The sequence below is a fragment of the Arthrobacter sp. 10T416 genome (assembly GCF_056394165.1).
Map to the genome: position 1 here is coordinate 14,790 of NZ_JBFTHI010000008.1, position 18,713 is coordinate 33,502.

Genomic DNA, 18,713 nt, shown 5'->3' on the forward strand with positions numbered 1-18,713 from the left:
TTGTTGGTGGGCGGGCGAACCGGTTGTTGGCTGGATGTACCCTCAAGCCGCAGCCCGATTCGCCACGCGAGCCTGCAGCAGGGTTTTTGCCCGTCGGTGGCGAGCGCGGCGGCGTTTGCTGATCGGGTCCGCTTCCGGGTCGGGGTCCGATTCCGGATTTCGAACTTCCGCCACGGCACTCCCCCGAATAAACCTGCTAGGTGGTCCGGTCCCCGGCAGCGGGGCTGCTGTGGAGCGGTAGCTGTGGCCGGTGGGGGTGGTGAGCTGGATGGTGTGCCGCCCGGGTCCGGGGCGTTGCTGTGCGGTCCAGCCGGGGGTTTCTTTGGTTTGGTTGCAGGCTTCGCAGAGCCCGGCGCCGTTGGCTGCTGTGGTTTCTCCGCCGCGGTACCAGGGGACGATGTGGTCCAGGTGCCGGATGGGCGCGTCGCAGTAAGGCGTGCGGCAGGTGCTGTCGCGGGTTTCGATGAAACGGCGCAGCCCGGCGGGGAACAGTCGGGCCCGCGAGTCCATGCTGATGAGTTCGCCGGTGCCTGGAGCGGTGTAGAGCCTCCGAACCCAAGTTCCGAACTCGGGGTTTTCACCCTTACTCGCCAGGAGTTTTCTGGCCCATCCGGCAGGGACGATGCCGTAGCCGGGGAGGCGGGCGGGCACATTGCCTCCGGTCAGGAGGGTCCGGTCGGTCATGACGAGTTGGACTTCGATGCCGGTGATCCCTCCCGGGGTGCCGGTAACCCGTTCGACCAGGGTGTCGGCCATTACCTGGCCGCGGGTTCGTGGGTCTCCGGTGGCGCGGGCGCTGTCGGCGTGCCGGCTGAGGGCGGCGTAGGCGGCGACTCCGGCTGCGACGGGGAGCAGGGCCGTGAGGTAGCACATGGTGTCCGGGGCCGGGCGGAGACTGACGCTGCGTTCGGTGTCGGCGTGGGCGGCGCGTTGGGTGACGGAGCGGGGGTCGTGGCGGTAGGCGGCGGATTTGGCTGCGGAGACGATGGCGTGGTCGCCGGCGCCGTCGAACGTGCCGGTGTCGGCGGCGAGTTCTTCGTCGACAGCGGCCCGGTCGGTTGCGTCCAGGCAGGCGGTTTCGCGGACTAGGAGCGTGGCCCGCCACTCGTTCAACTGCCCCGACTCCAAAGCGGCGAGGGTGTGCGGCATCTCGGTTACGAGCGCCCGGGCCAGGCCCAGCAACCTCGAGCCTTTGGCGGGGGATTCGCGCCGCGCGAGGGCGACTTCGGCCCCGACCCCGGCACCGAGTTTGTCCGCCGACATCCCGGCGTCGGCTTGTTCCCGCCGCCGCGCAAGATCCAGCTCCACGGCCAGGCAGGCCTGTCTGGCTGAGATCGCGGACTTGCGATCTTCCAAAGCCCGGAGCTCGTCAATGATCGCCGCCGCGTCTCCCACCACCTGGCCCGAAGCGACAGAATCCCCGAAAAGCTTCCGATCGCCTTCCATGACTCAATTCAATCGGAGGGGTCTGACAATATAAGGCCGCGCCCTATAGAGTCGCGCTCCTGCCATTCGGCCGAGATCCGTCGAGCTCTGCCGCCGACGGCTGCTACCTATCCCGCCACACTGTCACCCCAAGGCACTACGCTGGTGCCGTGACCCGCCTCATCCTTGCCTCCCAGTCCCCCGCCCGCACCAAGCTGCTTGCCAACGCCGGCATCGCCCACGAAGTCCTGGTTTCCGATGTTGACGAGGACGCCGTGCAGGCCCGGTACGGCGTGACCGACCCGCATGACACGGCCCTGTTGCTGGCCCGCGCCAAGGCCGAGGCCGTCGCCTCGCTCCCGGAGGCGCACGGCGCACTGGTGCTCGGCTGCGACTCTGTCTTCGAGTTCGACGGCGAGGCCCACGGCAAGCCCTACACCGCCGACGTCGCCAAGGAGCGGATGCTCCGGATGAGCGGCGGCATGGGGGTGCTGCACACCGGCCACTGGCTGGTGGACTGCCGCGACACCGACGCCGACATCAGCCCCGGCTCCGGAGCGACCCTCGGTGCCGTCTCCTCCGCCGAGGTCCACTTCATGGAGATGAGCGAGGCGGAGATCGACACCTACATCGCCACCGGCGAACCGCTCCAGTGCGCCGGTTCCTTCACCATCGACGGCTACGGCGGGGCCTTCATCCGCAAGGTCGACGGCGACCCGCACGCCGTCGTCGGGCTCTCCATCTCCACCCTCCGCGGCCTCCTCGGCCAGGCCAAGGTGGGCGTCACGGAGCTCTGGACCGGCGGCGCAGCCAGCCCCGCCGACATCCGCGCCGAGTGAGCCATTTCGCACCACCTTGTAGGAAACCCACAAAGGATCAGCCGTTTACGCGCGGAATCCGCAAGTAATATCGGCGGAACCCACAAAACCGCGCTAGGCTCCCTGAAGGAAAGAAGGAGACGCCTTGTCAGCTAATTCGGAGCAGTCCGCAACGCCAGTGCCCGCCGCCACCACGCCGGGAACCCACCGCCTGAGCAAGGTGCTGATCGCCAACCGCGGTGAAATTGCCGTGCGCATCATCCGCGCCGCCCGCGACGAAGGCATCGGCTCCGTGGCCGTATACGCGGACCCGGACCGCGACGCGCTGCACGTCAAACTCGCCGACGAGGCCTACGCCCTGGGCGGCAACACCGCCGCGGAGTCCTACCTGGTGATGGACAAGCTGATCGAGGTGGCCCGGCGCTCCGGCGCCGATGCCATCCACCCTGGCTACGGTTTCCTCGCCGAAAACGCAGAATTCGCCGCCAAGGTGATCGCCGCGGGCATCACCTGGATCGGCCCCTCCCCCGAGGCGATCTCCGCCCTCGGCGACAAGGTCCAGGCCCGCCACATCGCCGAAAAGGTGGGCGCGCCGCAGGTCCCCGGCACCGCCGACCCGGTCGAATCCGCCGAGGAAATCCTCGAGTTCGTGGACAAGTTCGGCCTGCCCGTGGCCATCAAGGCGGCTTTCGGCGGCGGCGGACGCGGCATCAAGGTGGCTCGGACCCGGGAGGAAATCCCCGAGCTCTTCGAATCCGCCGTCCGCGAAGCCACGGCCGCGTTCGGCCGCGGCGAATGCTTCATCGAACGCTTCCTGGACGCCCCGCGACACGTGGAAACCCAGTGCCTCGCCGATGCCCACGGCAACGTGGTGGTCGTGTCCACCCGCGACTGCTCCCTGCAGCGCCGCAACCAGAAGCTGGTCGAGGAAGCCCCGGCCCCGTTCCTCACCGCCGAGCAGAACCAGCGGCTCTACGAATCCTCCAAGGCCATCCTGAAGGAAGCCGGCTACCTCGGCGCCGGCACCTGCGARTTCCTCGTSGGCCAGGACGGCACCATCTCCTTCCTYGAGGTCAACACCCGGCTCCAGGTGGAGCACTGCGTATCCGAAGAAGTCACCGGAATCGACCTGGTCCGCGAACAGTTCCGGCTGGCGCGCGGCGAGGAACTTGGCTACGGCGACCCCGAGGTCCGCGGCCACTCGATCGAGTTCCGCATCACCGGCGAGGACCCGGGCAGGAACTTCATGCCCGCCCCCGGCACCATCACCAAGCTGTTGAACCCCACCGGCCCGGGCGTACGGATCGACTCCGGCGTGGAGCAGGGCGACGTGATCAGCGGCAACTTCGACTCCATGCTCTCCAAGCTGGTCATCACCGGCGCCACCCGCGCCCAGGCCCTGCAGCGCTCCCGGCGCGCGCTTGAGGAGATGGTGGTCGAGGGTATCCCCACCGTCATCCCGTTCGACCTCGCCGTGGTCAGCAACCCCGATTTCGCCCCCGCCGAAGGGCCGTTCAAGGTCCACACCCGCTGGATCGAAACCGCTTTCGTCAACGACATCCCGGCATGGACGCCGACCGGCTCCGCCGAGGAGGCGGCCGACGCCGGCGAACGCCAGCGCGTCGTCGTCGAGGTCGGCGGCAAGCGCCTAGAAGTGGTGCTGCCGGCCTCGCTGGGCACCATCAGCGGCGGCAGCAAGCCAGCCAAGGCCAAGAAGCGCTCCCGCAGCGCCGGCACGGCTGCACCGGCCGGCGGCAACGCCCTGACCTCGCCGATGCAGGGCACCATCGTGAAGGTGGCCGTCACCGAAGGCGACCGTGTGTCCGAGGGTGACCTCGTGGTGGTGCTGGAAGCCATGAAGATGGAGCAGCCGCTCACCGCGCACCGCGCCGGCATCGTCATCGGGCTTTCCGCGTCGGCCGGGGAAACGGTGTCCGCGGGCGCTGTCATCGCCATGATCGAGGACGGCGAAACGGCCGAATAGGTCCGGCGCCGGTGGCGGGGGCAGACTTAGCTACGTGAAGCCATTCCTGCTCCTCGCCTCCCGCGCCGAGGACGCCGCCGCCGACGACGAATACCTCGCCTACCTGCGCTACACCGGCCTGGACAAGGCCGATCTGCACAGGATCCGGATGGAGGCGGCCCCGCTCCCCCGCCTGGACCTTGATAAGTACTCCGGCGTGATCGTCGGCGGCAGCCCCTTCACCTCCAGCGACCCCGCGGACGGGAAAAGCGCCGTCCAGCACCGGGTGGAGCGGGAACTAGCTGCTCTTCTGGACCGGATTGTGGCTGAGGACTTTCCCTTCCTGGGCGCCTGCTACGGCGTCGGCACCCTGGGCCTGCACCAGGGCGCCGTGATTGACCGGACATACGGCGAGGGGCTGGGCGGCGTCACCATCAGCCTGACGCAGGAGGGCCGGCAGGACCCGCTCCTGCGCGGCCTGCCGGAACAGTTCACGGCCTTCGTCGGCCACAAGGAAGCGTGCACCGTGCTGCCGCCCGGCGCCGTGCTGCTGGCAGGCTCCGCGGCGTGCCCTGTGCAGATGTTCCGGATCCGCGCCAACCTCTACGCCACCCAGTTCCACCCCGAACTCGACGCCGAGGGCCTGATCACCCGGATCGACATCTACCGGCACGCCGGCTACTTCCCGCGCGACTCGGCCGAGGACCTGATGGACGACGCCCGGCAGTTCAGCGCGACGGAGCCGATGAAGATCCTGCACAACTTCGTCGAGCGGTACGCGCGCTAGGTAGTTAGTCCGGCGTGCCGGGCGCGCCGCCGTCGTACACCCGCACTGGTGTCCCGGCCCGTATCCCCGCGCCTGCCGCGACACGCAAATGCCCGGCGTGTTCAGCGAACACACCGGGCATTTTTCGCCAGCCAAGGCCGGAGCGTCAGGCTACGTTGTTCTCGTAGTCCAGGTCGCGGGTTTCCTTGCTTACGAACAGGGCGACCAGGGTCAGAACGGCCATAACGGTGAGGTAGACGCCCACCAGCACCGAACTGCCCTTGGCAGCTTCCCAGAGCCAGACGGCGATGAACGGTGCCACCGCAGCGCCCAGGATGCTGGAGAAGTTGTAGCTGATGGCCGAACCCGTGTAGCGGACGTTGGTCGGGAACAGTTCCGGCAGCAGCGCACCCATCGGCCCGAACGTCAGACCCATCAGCGAGAAGCCGATGATCAGCAGGGCCATGGTGCCCACGAAGCCGCCGCTGAAGAGCGGCACGAACAGCAAGCCGAAGACGAAGATGCCGGCGGTGACCGCGATCAGCATCTTGCGTCGGCCGTACTTTTCAGCCAGCGGACCGGAGACGAGGGTGAAGATGCCGAAGAAGACGACGCCGGCAATCAGCATCCAGAGGAAGTCGTTGCGGGTGAACCCCAGGCCCGGGACGAAGGCGGCGGCTGCCGCATCGGTCATCGGCTTGCCGGCCTTCTCCGCGGCGGCCTTAGCGGCATCCAGGCTGGATGCGCGGGTGCCGTAGGTCAGGGTGAACGTGGTCATCAGGTAGAAGAGCACGTAGGTGGCCAGCATGATGAAGGTGCCCAGGATCAGCTGGCGCCAGCTGCTCTTGAAGACCCGGCCCAGGGGCAGCTTCGCGACCTCGTTGGACTCGATGACCTTGGTGAAGGCCGGGGTTTCGATCAGCTTCAGGCGGACGTACAGGCCGATGATGACCATCACGGCGCTGACCAGGAACGGCACACGCCAGCCCCAGGACTCGAAGGCCGCAGGGGTCAGTGTGTAGCTGAAGACCAGGAAGATCACGTTGGCGATGATGAAGCCGATGGGGGCGCCCAGCTGCGGGAACGTGCCGTAGATGGCGCGCTTGTTGGCCGGGGCGTTCTCGGTGGCGAGCAGGGCTGCGCCGCTCCATTCACCGCCGAGGGCCAGGCCCTGGGCGAAGCGCATGACCACCAGCAGGGCCGGGGCCCAGAAGGACCAGCCAGGGACGGTCGCCGTCGGAAGGCAGCCGATCAGGAAGGTGGCGATGCCCATGGTGAGCAGGGACGCCACGAGGGTGCCCTTGCGGCCGAACTTGTCACCAAAGTGGCCGAACACGATCGAGCCGAGCGGGCGGGCGATGAACGCGACGCCGAAGACGGCGAAGGAGCTCAGGAGCTGGGTGGTTTCGTTCTGGCCCGGGAAGAAGAGCTTCGGGAAGACCAGCACGGCGGCCGTGGCGTAGACGTAGAAGTCGTAGAACTCAACGGTGGTGCCGATCAGGCTGGCGACGATCACGCGGCCGCGCGAGTTCACCTTCTTGGCAGGCGCCTGCTCCGTCGAAGTGGCAGTGGATGACATGTAGTGACGCTTTCATCGAGACCGGCTGGCGACCGCACAGGCTGCGCGGGGACGTCCGGCAAGGGAGTGGATATATGTCTGATAATAGTTCCCCCCGTCCAGTCAATGGACAAATGTTCCACTATTTGGACGCGGCGTGTCGTCCCGCGTCATGGACACCCCGACGGCGGCCTGCACTAACGCCTCACACCGTCACAAAAGCGCCGATAGCCAAACGTCACAGCACGTTAACAAAGCGCGAGCGTCCCGGAAACGCGGCCTCCCTAGTTTGGAGGGACACCTGAAGGAGGTCCCCGTGACTGTTGACCGCATTGCAGACGCCGCTACCGGTGTTTCCCCGAACCACAACGCCGGCCCCGACGGCGGCTCCGTACGCACCGCAGCCGGCGCCCCCGCACTGGAGTTCCGCCCGGGCCGCTGGATCGCCAACTGGGACGCCGAGAACAAAGCCCAGTGGGAGTCCGTGGGCCGCGGCATCGCACGCCGGAACCTGAACTGGTCCATCTTCGCCGAGTTCCTGGGCTTCGTGGTCTGGCAGCTCTGGTCCATTGTGGTGGTGCAGCTTCCCGCGGCCGGGTTCCGGTTCTCCACCAACGAGATCTTCTGGCTGATCTCCATGCCCAGCCTGGTGGGCGCCACCCTCCGGATCCCCTACACATTTATGGTCCCGCGCTTCGGCGGCCGGAACTGGACCATCGTCTCGGCCATGCTGCTGCTGGTCCCCTCGACCGGGCTGGCGCTGTGCGTCGCGAACCCCGGCACACCGTTCGGCGTGATGTTGCTGGTGGCCGCCCTGGCCGGGTTCGGCGGCGGCAACTTTGCCAGCTCGATGGCAAACATCACGTTCTTCTATCCGGCCCGCGAAAAAGGCTGGGCGCTGGGACTGAACGCCGCAGGCGGAAACCTGGGCGCCGCCGTCGCACAGCTCGCCGTGCCCGTGGCCATCACGGTCCTGGCCGCCGGGGCCGTGAACCTGCCGGTGGCCGGGCTGATGTGGATCCCGCTGATCCTGCTCGCCGCGTTCGGTGCATGGAAGTACATGGACAACCTGACCAGCGCCAAGGGTGACGTCGCGGGCTCACTGGCGGCGGTCAAGGAACCGCACCTGTGGGTCATGGCGCTGCTTTACATCGGCACCTTCGGTTCCTTCATTGGCTTCGCCGGAGTGTTCCCGAAGCTCATCAAGGACTACTTCCCGGCGTTCTCCACCTTCGGCGTCGGGACCGTGGCCCTGTCCCTGGCTTTCCTCGGCCCGCTGGTGGGATCGCTGGCCCGGCCCTACGGCGGCCGGATGGCGGACCGGCTCGGCGGGGCCCGGATGACCGTGACCGCGTTTGCGGCGATGGCGGTGATCACCCTGACCATGGTCTGGACCCTGCCGCTGGGCAACTTCTGGCTCTTCCTCGTCCTGTTCCTGGCCCTGTTCACCGCCAGCGGCTTCGGCAACGGCGCCACCTACCGGATGATCCCGGTGATCTTCGCCCTCCACAGCCGCGCCGCCCTGTCCGGGGCCAGCACGGTGGCCACACAGCGGCTGGCATCGTCGGCGCTGGGCCTGATCTCCGCGATCGGCGCCTACGGCGGATTTGTGATCCCGCAGGTCCTGAACGCCTCCAACACGGCCAGCGGATCCTACACACCGGCGTTCTACGGCTTCGTCGCCGCCTACGTGGTGATGCTGGCCGTCTGCTGGGCCTGCTACCTGCGCCCGGCCACCCGCCACGGGAAGGACCACGTCTAAATGGCCGACGGCGCCGCGACCCACTGCCCGTACTGCGCGCTCCAGTGCGCCATGACGCTGACCGTTCCGGCCGGAGCCGCCGGGGCTCTAACCCCCGGCGCGCCGGCGGACGCCCCGCCGTCGGACGCTCCACTGGAGGTCGCCGGACGGGACTTCCCCACCAACCGCGGCGGCCTCTGCCGCAAGGGCTGGACGTCGGCGTCGTTGCTGGGCCACGCCGGGCGCGTCACGGAGCCCCTCCTCAAGGGCCCCGACGGCGTGCACCGCCCGGTCAGCTGGGACGCGGCGCTGGAGCTCATCACGGCGGCCGTCACCCGCACCCGCGCCACGTACGGTCCGGACGCCGTCGGGGTGTTTGGCGGCGGCGGACTCACCAACGAGAAGGCGTACCAGCTGGGCAAGTTCGCCCGGCTGGCGCTCGGAACCTCCAGGATCGACTACAACGGCAGGTTCTGCATGTCCTCGGCGGCCGCGGCGGGGATGCGCGCCTTTGGCTTGGACCGGGGCCTGCCGTTCCCGCTGACGGACCTCGATACCGCCAGCACCATCCTGCTGCTGGGCTCGAACGTCGCCGAAACCATGCCGCCGTTCGTCCAGCACCTGCAGGGTGCCCGCGACGCCGGCGGCCTGATCGTCGTCGACCCCCGCCGGTCCGCGACCGCGGCCTTTACGGCCGACGGCGGCGGACTGCACCTGCAGCCGCTGCCGGGCACCGACCTCGCCCTGCTGCTGGGCCTCGCCCACGTGGTCATTCACGAGGGCCTCGCGGATGAGCTCTACGTCGCGTACCGGACCACCGGCTACGCGGCCCTGGCCCGCAGCGTCGCCCCGTTCTGGCCCGAGCGGGTGCAGACCCTGACCGGGATTCCGGCCGGGCTGCTGCGCGACACCGCCCGGCGGCTGGCCGACGGCGCGCGGCGGGGCGGCAGCTACATCCTCACCGGCCGCGGCGTGGAGCAGCACGTGGACGGCACGGACACCGCCACGGCCGCCATCAACCTTGCCCTGCTGCTGGGCCTGCCGGGCTCGGCGCGCAGCGGCTACGGCACCCTCACCGGGCAGGGCAACGGCCAGGGCGGCCGGGAGCACGGCCAGAAGGCGGACCAGCTTCCCGGCTACCGCAAAATCACCGACCCCGCTGCCCGCGCCCACGTGGCCGCAGTCTGGGGGGTGCCGGAGTCCGCCATTCCCGGCCCAGGACTCCCGGCCGTCCAGCTCCTGGCCTCGCTGGGACAGCCTGACGGCGTCCGCTGCCTCTTCGTGCACGGCGCCAACGTTGCGGTCTCCGCCCCGGACGCGAACGCGGTGATCGCAGGTCTGCGCAGTCTGGACTTCCTGGTGGTCTGCGACTTCTTCCTTTCCGAGACGGCCGCCGAGGCGAACCTGGTCCTGCCGGTGACCCAGTGGGCCGAGGAGGAAGGGACCCTGACCAACCTCGAGGGCCGGGTGCTGCGCCGCCGCCGGGCCATCGCTCCCCCGCCGGGCGTCCGCAGCGAGCTCTGGATCATGACCCGCGTCGCAGCGCTCCTGGAGGCGCCCTCAACGTTCAGCGAGGACCCGGAGACGGTGTTCGAGGAGCTCCGGCTCGCCTCGGCCGGCGGGCTGGCCGACTACTCCGGGATGGACTACGCCATGCTGGACCGCGGCGAGGAAGCCTACTGGCCCTATCCGGCCGGCAGTACGGGGACCCCCCGTCTCTTCCGGGACTCGTTCGCGCATCCGGACGGCCGGGCCGTGTTCACTCCGGTGGCGCCCCGCCGTCGCCCGTCATCTGCCGCGGAGTCAGGCACGTCGGGAGCGGCCGGGACGCCCATGACCCTGATCACCGGGCGGCTCCTGGAGCATTACCAGTCCGGCGCCCAGACCCGCCGCGTCCCGGCCCTGGCCGCCGCGCAGCCCGAGGCCCGGCTGCAGATCCATCCCGCCGCCGCCGCGGCCCAGGGCATCGCCGAGGGCGACGTCGTCGCCATAACCAATGGCCGCGGCGAAGTGCTCTGCCGGGCGGAACTGAGCACCACGATCCGGCCCGAAACGGTGTTCCTTCCCTTCCACTTCCCGGAGCTTGGAAGCGCCAACCGGCTCACCGAGGCGGCCACTGATCCCGTCTCCGGAATGCCTGAGTTCAAGACCAGCAACGTATGGGTACGGGCGGCCGCGGCTGGACTGCGCGCCGACGTGCCGCAGATGGAAGGTGCCCTGTGACGGAACGGATTGTGGTGGTGGGCTTCGGCCCGGTCGCGGCACGGCTGATCGACGAGCTGCTGCCGGCAGTGCGGGACGGATCCGTGGAACTGACTGTGGTCGGAGAGGAAACGGCGCCGGCCTACAACCGTGTCCTTGTGGCCGACCTCGGGGTGGGCCGGACCACGGCCGGCGCCCTGGCCCTCGCGGACGCGGCGGCCCTGGTTGCCGACGGTGTGGACGTCCGGCTCGGCGTCCGGGTCCGCCGGGTGGACCGGGCCCGGCAGCGGGTCGTGCTGAGCGATGGCACCTCCCCCGGGTACGAGCGCCTGGTTTTCGCCACCGGTTCCCGCCCCGTGATTCCCAATCTCACCGGGCTGAACCCGGACCCGACAGCCCCGGTGCTCCCCGCTGGCGTCACGGCGCTGCGGGACCTGGCCGACGCGGCAGCGCTGCAGGCCGCGGTGGCCGGCGGCAAGCGCGTGGTGGTGCTCGGCGGCGGAGTGCTCGGCCTGGAAACAGCGCTGGCCGCGGCCGAGGAGGGCGCCACCGTCACCGTGGTGCACAACGGCCCGCACCCCCTGGGCCGCAACATCGACCGCGGCGGCGGGGCCGTCCTTGCGGCGTCCCTGCGGAACTGCGGGGTGCGGGTGGCCGGCAACGCGCGCTCGGTTGCGGTGGAGACCGGGCCCGACGGCGGGTTCTCGGCGCTGCTGCTGGCCGACGGTTCCGCGATCGACGGCGACCTGCTGGTGCTCTCCTGCGGTGTCCGGCCGCGGACCGAACTCGCAGTCGGCTGCGGCCTGTCCACCGCTGCCGGCATCCTGGTGGACCACCGGCTGCGGGCGCACCACGAGCCGCACATCTTCGCGATCGGCGACTGCGCCGAAGTCCGCTGCCCCGACCCCGACTGCCTCCCCTGCCGGACCGCCCGGGGCCCGTCCGGCCTGGTGGGACCGGGCTGGCGGCAGGCCGAATGGCTCGCCGGGTACCTTACTGCCCTGGCCTCCGGCGCCACCGCCGAGGCGGAAACCCTGGCGCCGCTGCCGGCCGAAAGGCCGGGGGTGGTGCTCCTGAAAGCCCGCGGGCTGACCATGGCGGTGGCCGGCGACGTCGCCGCCGAGCCGTGGGACGAGGACGCTTTGACGGCCGGCGCCGTGACCGGCCGGCCCCGGCTGCAGGTAGCCCAGTGGTCCGATCCCGAGCACGGCCGGTACGTCAAGATGACCACCCGCGCCGGGGTGCTGGAGGGCCTGGTGGCAGTGGGCATGCCGCGCACTGCGGCCGAGCTGGTGCAGTTGTTCGAACGCGGAGCGGAACTCCCCGCGGACCGGTCGCTGTTGCTGCGCCTGGACGGGCCGGACCAGGAAACGGCTGCCACGGCCGACCCGGAACGGACCGTGTGCCGGTGCGCCGGGGTGAGCGGCGCGGCCATTGCCGGCGCGGTGACCGGCGGGTGTGGGACGGTGGCCGAGGTCTCCGCGTCCACCCGCGCCGGGACCGGCTGCGGCGGCTGCCATGGGGACATCAAGGGGATTATCGAGAAGCACTTCCAGGGCGCACCCGCCTAGGCGGGCGAACTCGCCTAGGAAGGGCCCGGGCGGAAGTGGTGCCGGCTAGAACGGGTTCAGCAGCCGGTCCACGAACTGCCGGGTGCGTTCCTCGCGCGGGTCGCGGAGCACCGTGTCCGGGTGGCCGCGTTCCACCACAACGCCGCCGTCCATAAAGATGACCTCGTCGGCCACCTCACGGGCGAACGCGAGCTCATGGGTGACCACCACCATGGTCCAGCCCTCGTCCGCGAGTTCCTTGATGACCGTCAGGACGTCGCCCACGAGCTCCGGGTCCAGCGCCGACGTCGGCTCGTCAAAAAGCAGAAGCTGCGGCCGGAGGGCCAGTGCGCGGACGATGCCGACGCGCTGCTGCTGGCCGCCGGAGAGTTCAAAGGGGTAGCTCTTTTCCTTGTCGGCGAGCCCCACCCGGGCCAGCAGCTCGCGCGCCTCCTGGGCGGCCTCGGCTTTGGGCCGCTTCTGCACCTGGACCGGGCCCTCGATGACGTTCTCCAGGACGGTTTTGTGCGGGAACAGGTTGTAGTGCTGGAACACCATCGCGCTGCGGTCCCGCATGGCCGCCAGCTGCTTCTTGGACACGGCCGCGGAAAAGTCCACGGTGAGGTCACCGGTAAACGCGACCACGCCGCCGTCGGGCACTTCGAGTCCGTTCAGGCACCGTAGGACCGTCGTCTTGCCCGAGCCCGAGGGCCCGATCAGGGTGACCACCTCGCCCCGGCGCACGGTGACGTCGATGGATTTGAGGACCTCGTGGTCGCCGAAGGCCTTGCGGAGTCCGCGGACTGAAAGCAGCGGCGCGGAGTCCGGGAGACCGGCGTCGGGCTGGCCGGATTCAGTGGGCGACATAGCGGTCCAATCTCTTCTCGAGGACGGACTGTCCGCCGGCGAGGACCAGGCAGATGATCCAGTAAATGACGGCCGCTTCCAGGTACAACAGCATAAATTCCTGGCTGAAGGCGGCCACCTGCTGGGCCTGGCGGAACAGCTCGGTTACCAGGATCAGCGATGCCAGGGAGGTGTCCTTGACCAGGCTGATGAACGTGTTGGACAGGGGCGGGACCGAGACCCGCGCGGCCTGCGGGAGGATGATCCGGATCAACGACTGGCGCCGGGACATGCCGATGGTGTGCCCGGCCTCCCACTGGCCCTTCGGGACAGACAGGATGGCGGCCCGGATGACCTCGGCCGCGTAACCGCCCACGTTCAGGGAGAAGGCGATGATCGCGCTGGGCCACGGGTTGATGGTGACCCCGATGGACGGCAGCCCGTAGAAAATCACGAACAGCTGCACCAGCAGTGGCGTCCCGCGGATCACCGAGATGTAGACCCGGGCGATCGCGGACAGGACCGGGTTCCGGCTGAGCCGCATCAGGGCGACCATGAGGGCCAACAGCAGCCCCAACGCGAAGGAGGACAGCGCCACGGGGATGGTGCCGGTGATGGCGCCGGAGAGGATGGGGCCCAGGGAGCCCCAGACGAGGTCCCAGTTCACCGTCATGGCGTTGCGCTGCGTTCTTCGGCGGTCTCCATCGGGTTACTTGGAGATGTCGGCGTCGAAGTACTTCTGCGAGATCTTCTTGAGGGTGCCGTCGGCCTGGAGTTCGGTGAGGGCCTTGTCGACGGCGGCGGACAGGCTGGTTGATCCCTTGCGGAAGGCGAAGGCGCTGAGCGACTTGTCGGTGGTTTCGGCGGCGATCTTGATGCTGTCGTCGTGTGCCGTCTTCTGCTGGTCAAGGTAGGTGAGCTTGTCGTTTATGGTGGCGTCCACCCGGCCCTGCTTCAGCAGCGTGATCGCCTGGGCCCAGCCCTCGACGGACTGCACGTTGGCACCGCTCTTCTGGGCCAGCTTGTACCAGTTGCTGGTCAGCGACTGCGCCGTGGTCTTGCCCTTGAGGCTGTCGAACGAGGTGATGTCGGAGTTGTCGGACTTCGTGACGATCACACCCGTGCTCACGGTGTACGGGGTGGAGAATTCGTACTTCGCCTTGCGCTCATCAGTGATGGACACCTGGTTGGCGACGACGTCGAACCGCTTGGCTTCGAGGCCGGCGAAGATGGCGTCGAACTGGGTCTCCTGGAACGACGGCTTCACGCCGAGCTTGCCGGCGACGGCGGTGATGACCTCGACGTCGTAGCCGGTCAGTTCGCCATTGCCGTTGGCGTGGAAAGAGAACGGCTTGTAGGTGCCCTCGGTGCCGACGCGGAGAACGCCGGCGCTCTTGACGTCGCTCAGGGAGGTGTCCGGACCGCCGGCCGGCGCCGAGCTGGCGGGGGTGGTGGACGCCGACCCGCACCCGGCCAGGGCCAGTCCTGCAGCTGCAATCAGGCCGATGACGGAAAGTCGTGTGCGCTTCATGATGGTCCTTCGTCCAGGCGCCCTTACCGGCTCGCCAGCTTAGCCGCAGGGCGGCATTCCTACCTGCGACGATAGCAAGTTCGCCCGTCGATGGAAGACCCTGAATGACGGCATGTGACGCGCGGGCGTGAGACGGAGTTGACGGGGGCCGGGATTCCCGCGTTACCCGCGCGAACGCCCTCCGTCGGGAGGACCTGCTGGCCGATGCCCCGCCGGAGTGAGGGTGCTGGCAACCACGGCGAGGGCGATCTTGGGGCTTTGCAAAGCGCCCAACTCGGCTAGGCCGAAACCCTGTCAAGCACATCTCAAGTAGATGCTCCAGGCCGAGGTCTGACGTCGTAAGTAGCTCGTGCGTGTCGGGTCAAAGGGCACCATCTCCCTCTAATACATTCAATGTATGTATCCGATGGATGGCAGCGCCCCTGACAACTTCTCCGGAGTCGACTATGCGGCTCTCGTGAGCGCCGCTCAGATATACGACGAGCGGAAGCTTGAGGGCCAAGTGGCCAAGGTCGTTGAGGACTTCTTTGAGTCGCGTGGGGTGCCAACCCGCCGCTGCCTCATTGGCGGTTTGGGCGCCGCCGCGGGCGGCCCATGGATGGATGTGTACCTGTGGGTTCAAGAAAATTGGGAAGCCTTGCAGAAGATCGCGTCCGCTGCGATTGGCTTCGCCCTAGGAGTCACCGCCAAGTGGAGGGCGGTCAGGAAGAAGCTCGACAACAAAGTTCTCGACCGACACGTACCTACGGTCGTTCTTGAACTCGGCGCTCGCACGAAAGGCACGGGCCCAGGTTTGGATGGGGAGGCCTCGCGATCCTTCAACAGCCTCTTGAGGCTGGTGCCTGCTCTTGACGAGTCCCTTCGCACTCAGTTTCCCAGCCAGAAGTTCTCCGTGCGCGTTCTTGGCGCTTCGGAGCAGAACGCGGGTCGTTACGCGCTTTTCAAAGCCGGGGGCATAACCGACTCGGACGTTGCTAGGGTTCTGCGCTACTTCGGGAAAATAGAGCGCCAGCCCGATACGGGCACCGTCCTGCTCTATCGACAGTTTGGTTTCATTACTCGGCTGCGGCGTGCGCGAGGCCTCTCCGAGAGCACGAGTCTCATGATGGGAACCAATCCTTGATGGGCCAAGAATCCTTGCACATCCCGGCTCATTATCGGGCTCACTAAAGGAGGTAGTAGGCTCTGCTGGAATCTGACCGAAGGCAGTCGAGCCTGTTCGGCAGGCTGATTAGGCAGGTATTTGGGGATGCTTCGAAGGGCCGACAATGTCACCTACTCGCTGGAGCGAGTCAACTTCCTGACCGGGCGGGGGCGGGCCGTGCTTGCAATTGGTAGGAGCGTCTATGAACTAGGCAAGTGGACCCGTGAAGAATTTGCCGAGCGTCTAGACTTCCAACGGAGACGCCCGCTGAGGATCACCACCATAGGCGGTAGACGCTATTGGATGTTCGCGAACCGGATGTACTGGGAAAATGACGGGCTTACTGCTGACGAAGTACACGCCCTGGCGGTAACTCGACAGCAGCGTTCCAGGCAAACTATCGACCGGGCCCAAGCCACTGTCGCCATGGGGGCCACGCCACGGAGTTCCTCAGTTCGGCGGGCTATTCCCGATGATCTGAAGCAGTACATCTGGACTCGCGATGAGGGTCGATGCCGGTCCTGCGGATCAACAACCGAGCTGCAGTACGACCACATCATTCCGCTCAAGATGGGCGGGAGTAGTAACGCTGAGAATCTCCAGGTACTTTGTGGGCCATGCAACCGTTCAAAGTCTGCTGGGCTTACTACCCGTCGGTGACAGGGACGCCCAGGAGGCGACGCCCTTCAAAGGACAATGTACTCGGCGATCCGGGCGGTCCGGCCCTCCACCGTTCCGTACGGAACGTAAACGTTGGCAATGCTCCACTGTCTCCGCGGCCCGCGGCGGGGTGCTAGGGCCGAACGTCACAGCCCGGGCCGCCTCCCAACTACATGTGGACGTGCAGGCGCCGGGCGGCCTCGGAAATGGAGCCGCTCAGCGACGGGTACACGGTGAAGGTGCTGGCGACGTCGTCGACGTGCAGTTTCTGCGTGACGGCCAGCGAGATCGGGAAGATCAGTTCGGAGGCGTTCGGGCCCACCACAACGCCGCCGATCACCGTTCCGGAGCCCTTCCGGGCGAAGATCTTGATGAAGCCGTCTTTGTGGTTGCGCATTTTGGCGCGGGCGTTGCTCTTCAGCGACAGCTTGACCACGTCGCCCTGATACTTGCCGGAATCGATCTCGGCTTCAGAGACACCCACGTTGGCGATCTCCGGCGAGGTGAAGATGTTCGACGCCACCTGGTGCAGCTTCAGCGGGGTGACACTGTCGCCCAGGAAGTGCGCGATCGCGATCCGTCCCTGCATGGCCGCGACCGAAGCCAGGGCCAGCACGCCCGTGCAGTCGCCGGCAGCGTAGATGTTCGGGGCTGTGGTGCGGGAGACGCCGTCGACCTTGATATGGCCGCTCTCGGTCAGCGCCACGCCGGCTTCCTCGAGGCCGATGCCCGCGGTGTTCGGGATGGAACCGACGGCAACCAGGCAGTGACTGCCGGTGACCTTGGAGCCGTCGCCGAGGGTGACCACAACGCCGTCGTCCGTGCGCTCCACGGTCTCGGCGCGGGCCCGGGACAGCACCTTCACGCCGCGGCGTTCGAAAACGCCCTCGAGGACCTCGGCGGCGTCCGTGTCCGAGCCGGGCAGCACCCGGTCACGGGAGGAAATCAGGGTGACTTTGGAGCCCAGGCCGTTGTAGGCGGAGGCGAACTCGGCGCCGGTAACGCCGGAGCCCACCACGATCAGTTCCTCGGGAAGCTCGTCCAGGTTGTAGATCTGCGCCCAGTTCAGGATGCGCTCACCGTCGGGGCGGGCCGTGGGCAGCTCGCGCGGGTGGGCGCCGACGGCGAGGAGGACGGCGTCGGCTTCGATCGTCTCGGTACCGTCGGCGGTGAGGACCTCGATGGTGTGGCTGTCCAGCATCCGGCCGGAGCCCAGCAGGATGCGCACATCCTGGCCCTCCAGGCCCTTCTGGATGTCGGAGGACTGCTGCCGTGCCAGGCCGAGGAGGCGGTCGTTAATGTGCTTCAGGTCCGCCCGCATCGTCGGGGTGCAGTCGCCGCCGTCGAGGTCGAACTTGACGCCCAACTCCCCTGCCTCGCCAACGCGGGTCATGAGGTCCGCCGTCGCGATCAGGGTTTTGGAGGGCACGACGTCGGTCAGCACGGCGGATCCGCCGAGTCCCGCGCGCTCAATGATGGTGACCTGCGCTCCCAGGGAGGCGGCAACGCTGGCGGCTTCATAGCCGCCAGGACCTCCGCCGAGAATTGCGATACGGGGTGCGTTGAAATCGGGATGCGTAGTCACAATCATCCATTCTCCATCATCCGAACCGGCGCCACCAATAAAGGTGCTGGGCAGCGCGGGACCGGCACGGTAGCTTGTACCAGTGAGTAATACAGAATTCCTGAACACGGACCCCTTCGACGCCGCCCGCGCGGCCGCGGACTACATTGCCTCGGAGACCGGCGTTGACAGCCACGACGTAGCACTGGTGCTCGGCTCGGGCTGGGGCGACGCCGCCGAACTGATCGGCGAGACCACCGCCACCCTGTCCGCGGACGAGGTCCCCGGCTTCTCCTCCCCCTCCGTAGTGGGCCACGTGGGCACCATCCGCTCGGTGCTGACCCGCGAAGGCAAGCGCGCCCTCGTCCTGGGCGCCCGCACGCACTACTACGAGGGCAAGGGGGTCCGCGCGGTGGTGCACGGCGTGCGCACCGCAGCGGCTGCCGGCTGCAAGACCCTGGTCCTGACCAACGGCTGCGGCGGCCTGAATGAGGACTGGGCGCCCGGCACCCCCGTGCTGATCAGCGACCACATCAACCTCACCGCCACGTCACCGCTCGAGGGCGCCACGTTCGTGGACCTCACCGACCTCTACTCCTCGCGGATACGCGGACTGGCCCGCGAGGTGGACCCCAGCCTGGACGAGGGCATCTACGCCCAGTTCACCGGCCCGCACTACGAAACCCCCGCCGAGGTGCAGTACGCCAAGCGGATCGGGGCCTCGCTGGTGGGTATGTCCACCGCCCTTGAAGCCATCGCGGGCCGCCACGCCGGTATGGAGGTCTTCGGCATCTCCCTGGTGACCAACCTCGCGGCCGGCATCAGCCCGGTGCCGCTGAGCCACGCGGAGGTCCTCGAGGCCGGCCAGGCCGCCGGCCCGCGGATCTCCAAGCTGCTCGCGGAGATCATCGCCAAGCTCTAGGACACGTCAGCCGGGGGCTGCCG

General features: G+C 68.1%; 15 protein-coding genes. 9 read left to right on the forward strand and 6 right to left on the reverse strand.

All coding sequences use genetic code 11. From position 1 onward, the window contains the following. Positions 1 to 42: 42 nt before the first annotated feature. Positions 43 to 1,446 carry an HNH endonuclease gene (locus AC1DBE_RS10105; RefSeq protein ID WP_476880348.1) on the reverse strand — a complete coding sequence of 468 codons (1,404 nt, stop codon included), beginning with the start codon at positions 1,444 to 1,446 and terminating at the stop codon, positions 43 to 45. 149 nt (positions 1,447 to 1,595) lie between these two features. On the opposite strand from AC1DBE_RS10105, the gene AC1DBE_RS10110 reads away from it, so the two are divergent. From AC1DBE_RS10110 to AC1DBE_RS10120, 3 genes are all read left to right on the forward strand, one after another. Continuing rightward, complete coding sequence (locus tag AC1DBE_RS10110) at positions 1,596 to 2,264, forward strand: Maf family protein (protein WP_476970411.1); 669 nt, start codon at positions 1,596 to 1,598, stop codon at positions 2,262 to 2,264. Between the two features lie 124 nt (positions 2,265 to 2,388). Then, a complete protein-coding gene (locus AC1DBE_RS10115) occupies positions 2,389 to 4,227 on the forward strand; it encodes an acetyl/propionyl/methylcrotonyl-CoA carboxylase subunit alpha (RefSeq protein WP_476903694.1) in 1,839 nt (612 codons plus the stop codon). A 34-nt stretch (positions 4,228 to 4,261) separates the two neighbouring features. Continuing rightward, complete coding sequence (locus tag AC1DBE_RS10120; RefSeq protein WP_476970412.1) at positions 4,262 to 4,993, forward strand: glutamine amidotransferase; 732 nt, start codon at positions 4,262 to 4,264, stop codon at positions 4,991 to 4,993. Positions 4,994 to 5,138: 145 nt separating this feature from the next. On the opposite strand, the gene AC1DBE_RS10125 is transcribed toward AC1DBE_RS10120, so the two are convergent. After that, positions 5,139 to 6,551 carry an MFS transporter gene (locus AC1DBE_RS10125; RefSeq protein ID WP_476903692.1) on the reverse strand — a complete coding sequence of 471 codons (1,413 nt, stop codon included), beginning with the start codon at positions 6,549 to 6,551 and terminating at the stop codon, positions 5,139 to 5,141. Between the two features lie 295 nt (positions 6,552 to 6,846). On the opposite strand from AC1DBE_RS10125, the gene AC1DBE_RS10130 reads away from it, so the two are divergent. Genes AC1DBE_RS10130 through AC1DBE_RS10140 form a run of 3 tightly spaced genes read left to right on the forward strand, consistent with a single transcriptional unit; the run spans position 6,847 to position 12,044 of the window. Beyond that, the gene (locus AC1DBE_RS10130) at positions 6,847 to 8,292 is read left to right on the forward strand and encodes an MFS transporter (RefSeq protein ID WP_476878833.1); all 1,446 of its coding nucleotides are present in this window, start codon (positions 6,847 to 6,849) and stop codon (positions 8,290 to 8,292) included. Then, a complete protein-coding gene (locus AC1DBE_RS10135) occupies positions 8,293 to 10,494 on the forward strand; it encodes a molybdopterin oxidoreductase family protein (RefSeq protein ID WP_476970413.1) in 2,202 nt (733 codons plus the stop codon). It abuts the gene before it with no gap. Continuing rightward, positions 10,491 to 12,044 (forward strand): FAD-dependent oxidoreductase, encoded by a 1,554-nt coding sequence (locus AC1DBE_RS10140; RefSeq protein ID WP_476903690.1) that lies wholly within the window; start codon positions 10,491 to 10,493, stop codon positions 12,042 to 12,044. Before AC1DBE_RS10135 ends, AC1DBE_RS10140 begins: the two co-directional genes overlap by 4 nt. Before the next feature lie 45 nt (positions 12,045 to 12,089). Here the strand turns inward: AC1DBE_RS10140 and AC1DBE_RS10145 are convergent, their stop codons facing one another. The 3 genes from AC1DBE_RS10145 to AC1DBE_RS10155 are packed head-to-tail and all read right to left on the reverse strand — an operon-like array spanning position 12,090 to position 14,400. Further along, a complete protein-coding gene (locus tag AC1DBE_RS10145; protein ID WP_476903689.1) occupies positions 12,090 to 12,890 on the reverse strand; it encodes an amino acid ABC transporter ATP-binding protein in 801 nt (266 codons plus the stop codon). Further along, entirely contained in the window at positions 12,877 to 13,542 is a 666-nt protein-coding gene (locus tag AC1DBE_RS10150; protein ID WP_476878837.1) for an amino acid ABC transporter permease, read from the reverse strand. The genes AC1DBE_RS10145 and AC1DBE_RS10150 overlap by 14 nt, the downstream gene beginning before the upstream one ends. 36 nt (positions 13,543 to 13,578) lie before the next feature. Next, on the reverse strand, positions 13,579 to 14,400 hold the full coding sequence (locus AC1DBE_RS10155; protein ID WP_476878838.1) for an amino acid ABC transporter substrate-binding protein: 822 nt from the start codon (positions 14,398 to 14,400) through the stop codon (positions 13,579 to 13,581). Between the two features lie 397 nt (positions 14,401 to 14,797). On the opposite strand from AC1DBE_RS10155, the gene AC1DBE_RS10160 reads away from it, so the two are divergent. Together AC1DBE_RS10160 and AC1DBE_RS10165 are read left to right on the forward strand one after the other, a co-directional pair. Further along, the gene (locus tag AC1DBE_RS10160) at positions 14,798 to 15,523 is read left to right on the forward strand and encodes a hypothetical protein (RefSeq protein WP_476970414.1); all 726 of its coding nucleotides are present in this window, start codon (positions 14,798 to 14,800) and stop codon (positions 15,521 to 15,523) included. A gap of 447 nt (positions 15,524 to 15,970) precedes the next feature. Further along, positions 15,971 to 16,204 carry an HNH endonuclease gene (locus AC1DBE_RS10165; RefSeq protein WP_476878859.1) on the forward strand — a complete coding sequence of 78 codons (234 nt, stop codon included), beginning with the start codon at positions 15,971 to 15,973 and terminating at the stop codon, positions 16,202 to 16,204. 169 nt (positions 16,205 to 16,373) lie between these two features. Here AC1DBE_RS10165 and AC1DBE_RS10170 read toward each other — a convergent pair whose 3' ends face one another. Beyond that, complete coding sequence (locus AC1DBE_RS10170; RefSeq protein WP_476970415.1) at positions 16,374 to 17,795, reverse strand: NAD(P)H-quinone dehydrogenase; 1,422 nt, start codon at positions 17,793 to 17,795, stop codon at positions 16,374 to 16,376. Between the two features lie 76 nt (positions 17,796 to 17,871). Here AC1DBE_RS10170 and AC1DBE_RS10175 point away from each other — a divergent pair, with 76 nt between their 5' ends. Continuing rightward, complete coding sequence (locus AC1DBE_RS10175; RefSeq protein WP_476878841.1) at positions 17,872 to 18,690, forward strand: purine-nucleoside phosphorylase; 819 nt, start codon at positions 17,872 to 17,874, stop codon at positions 18,688 to 18,690. Positions 18,691 to 18,713: the final 23 nt, after the last annotated feature.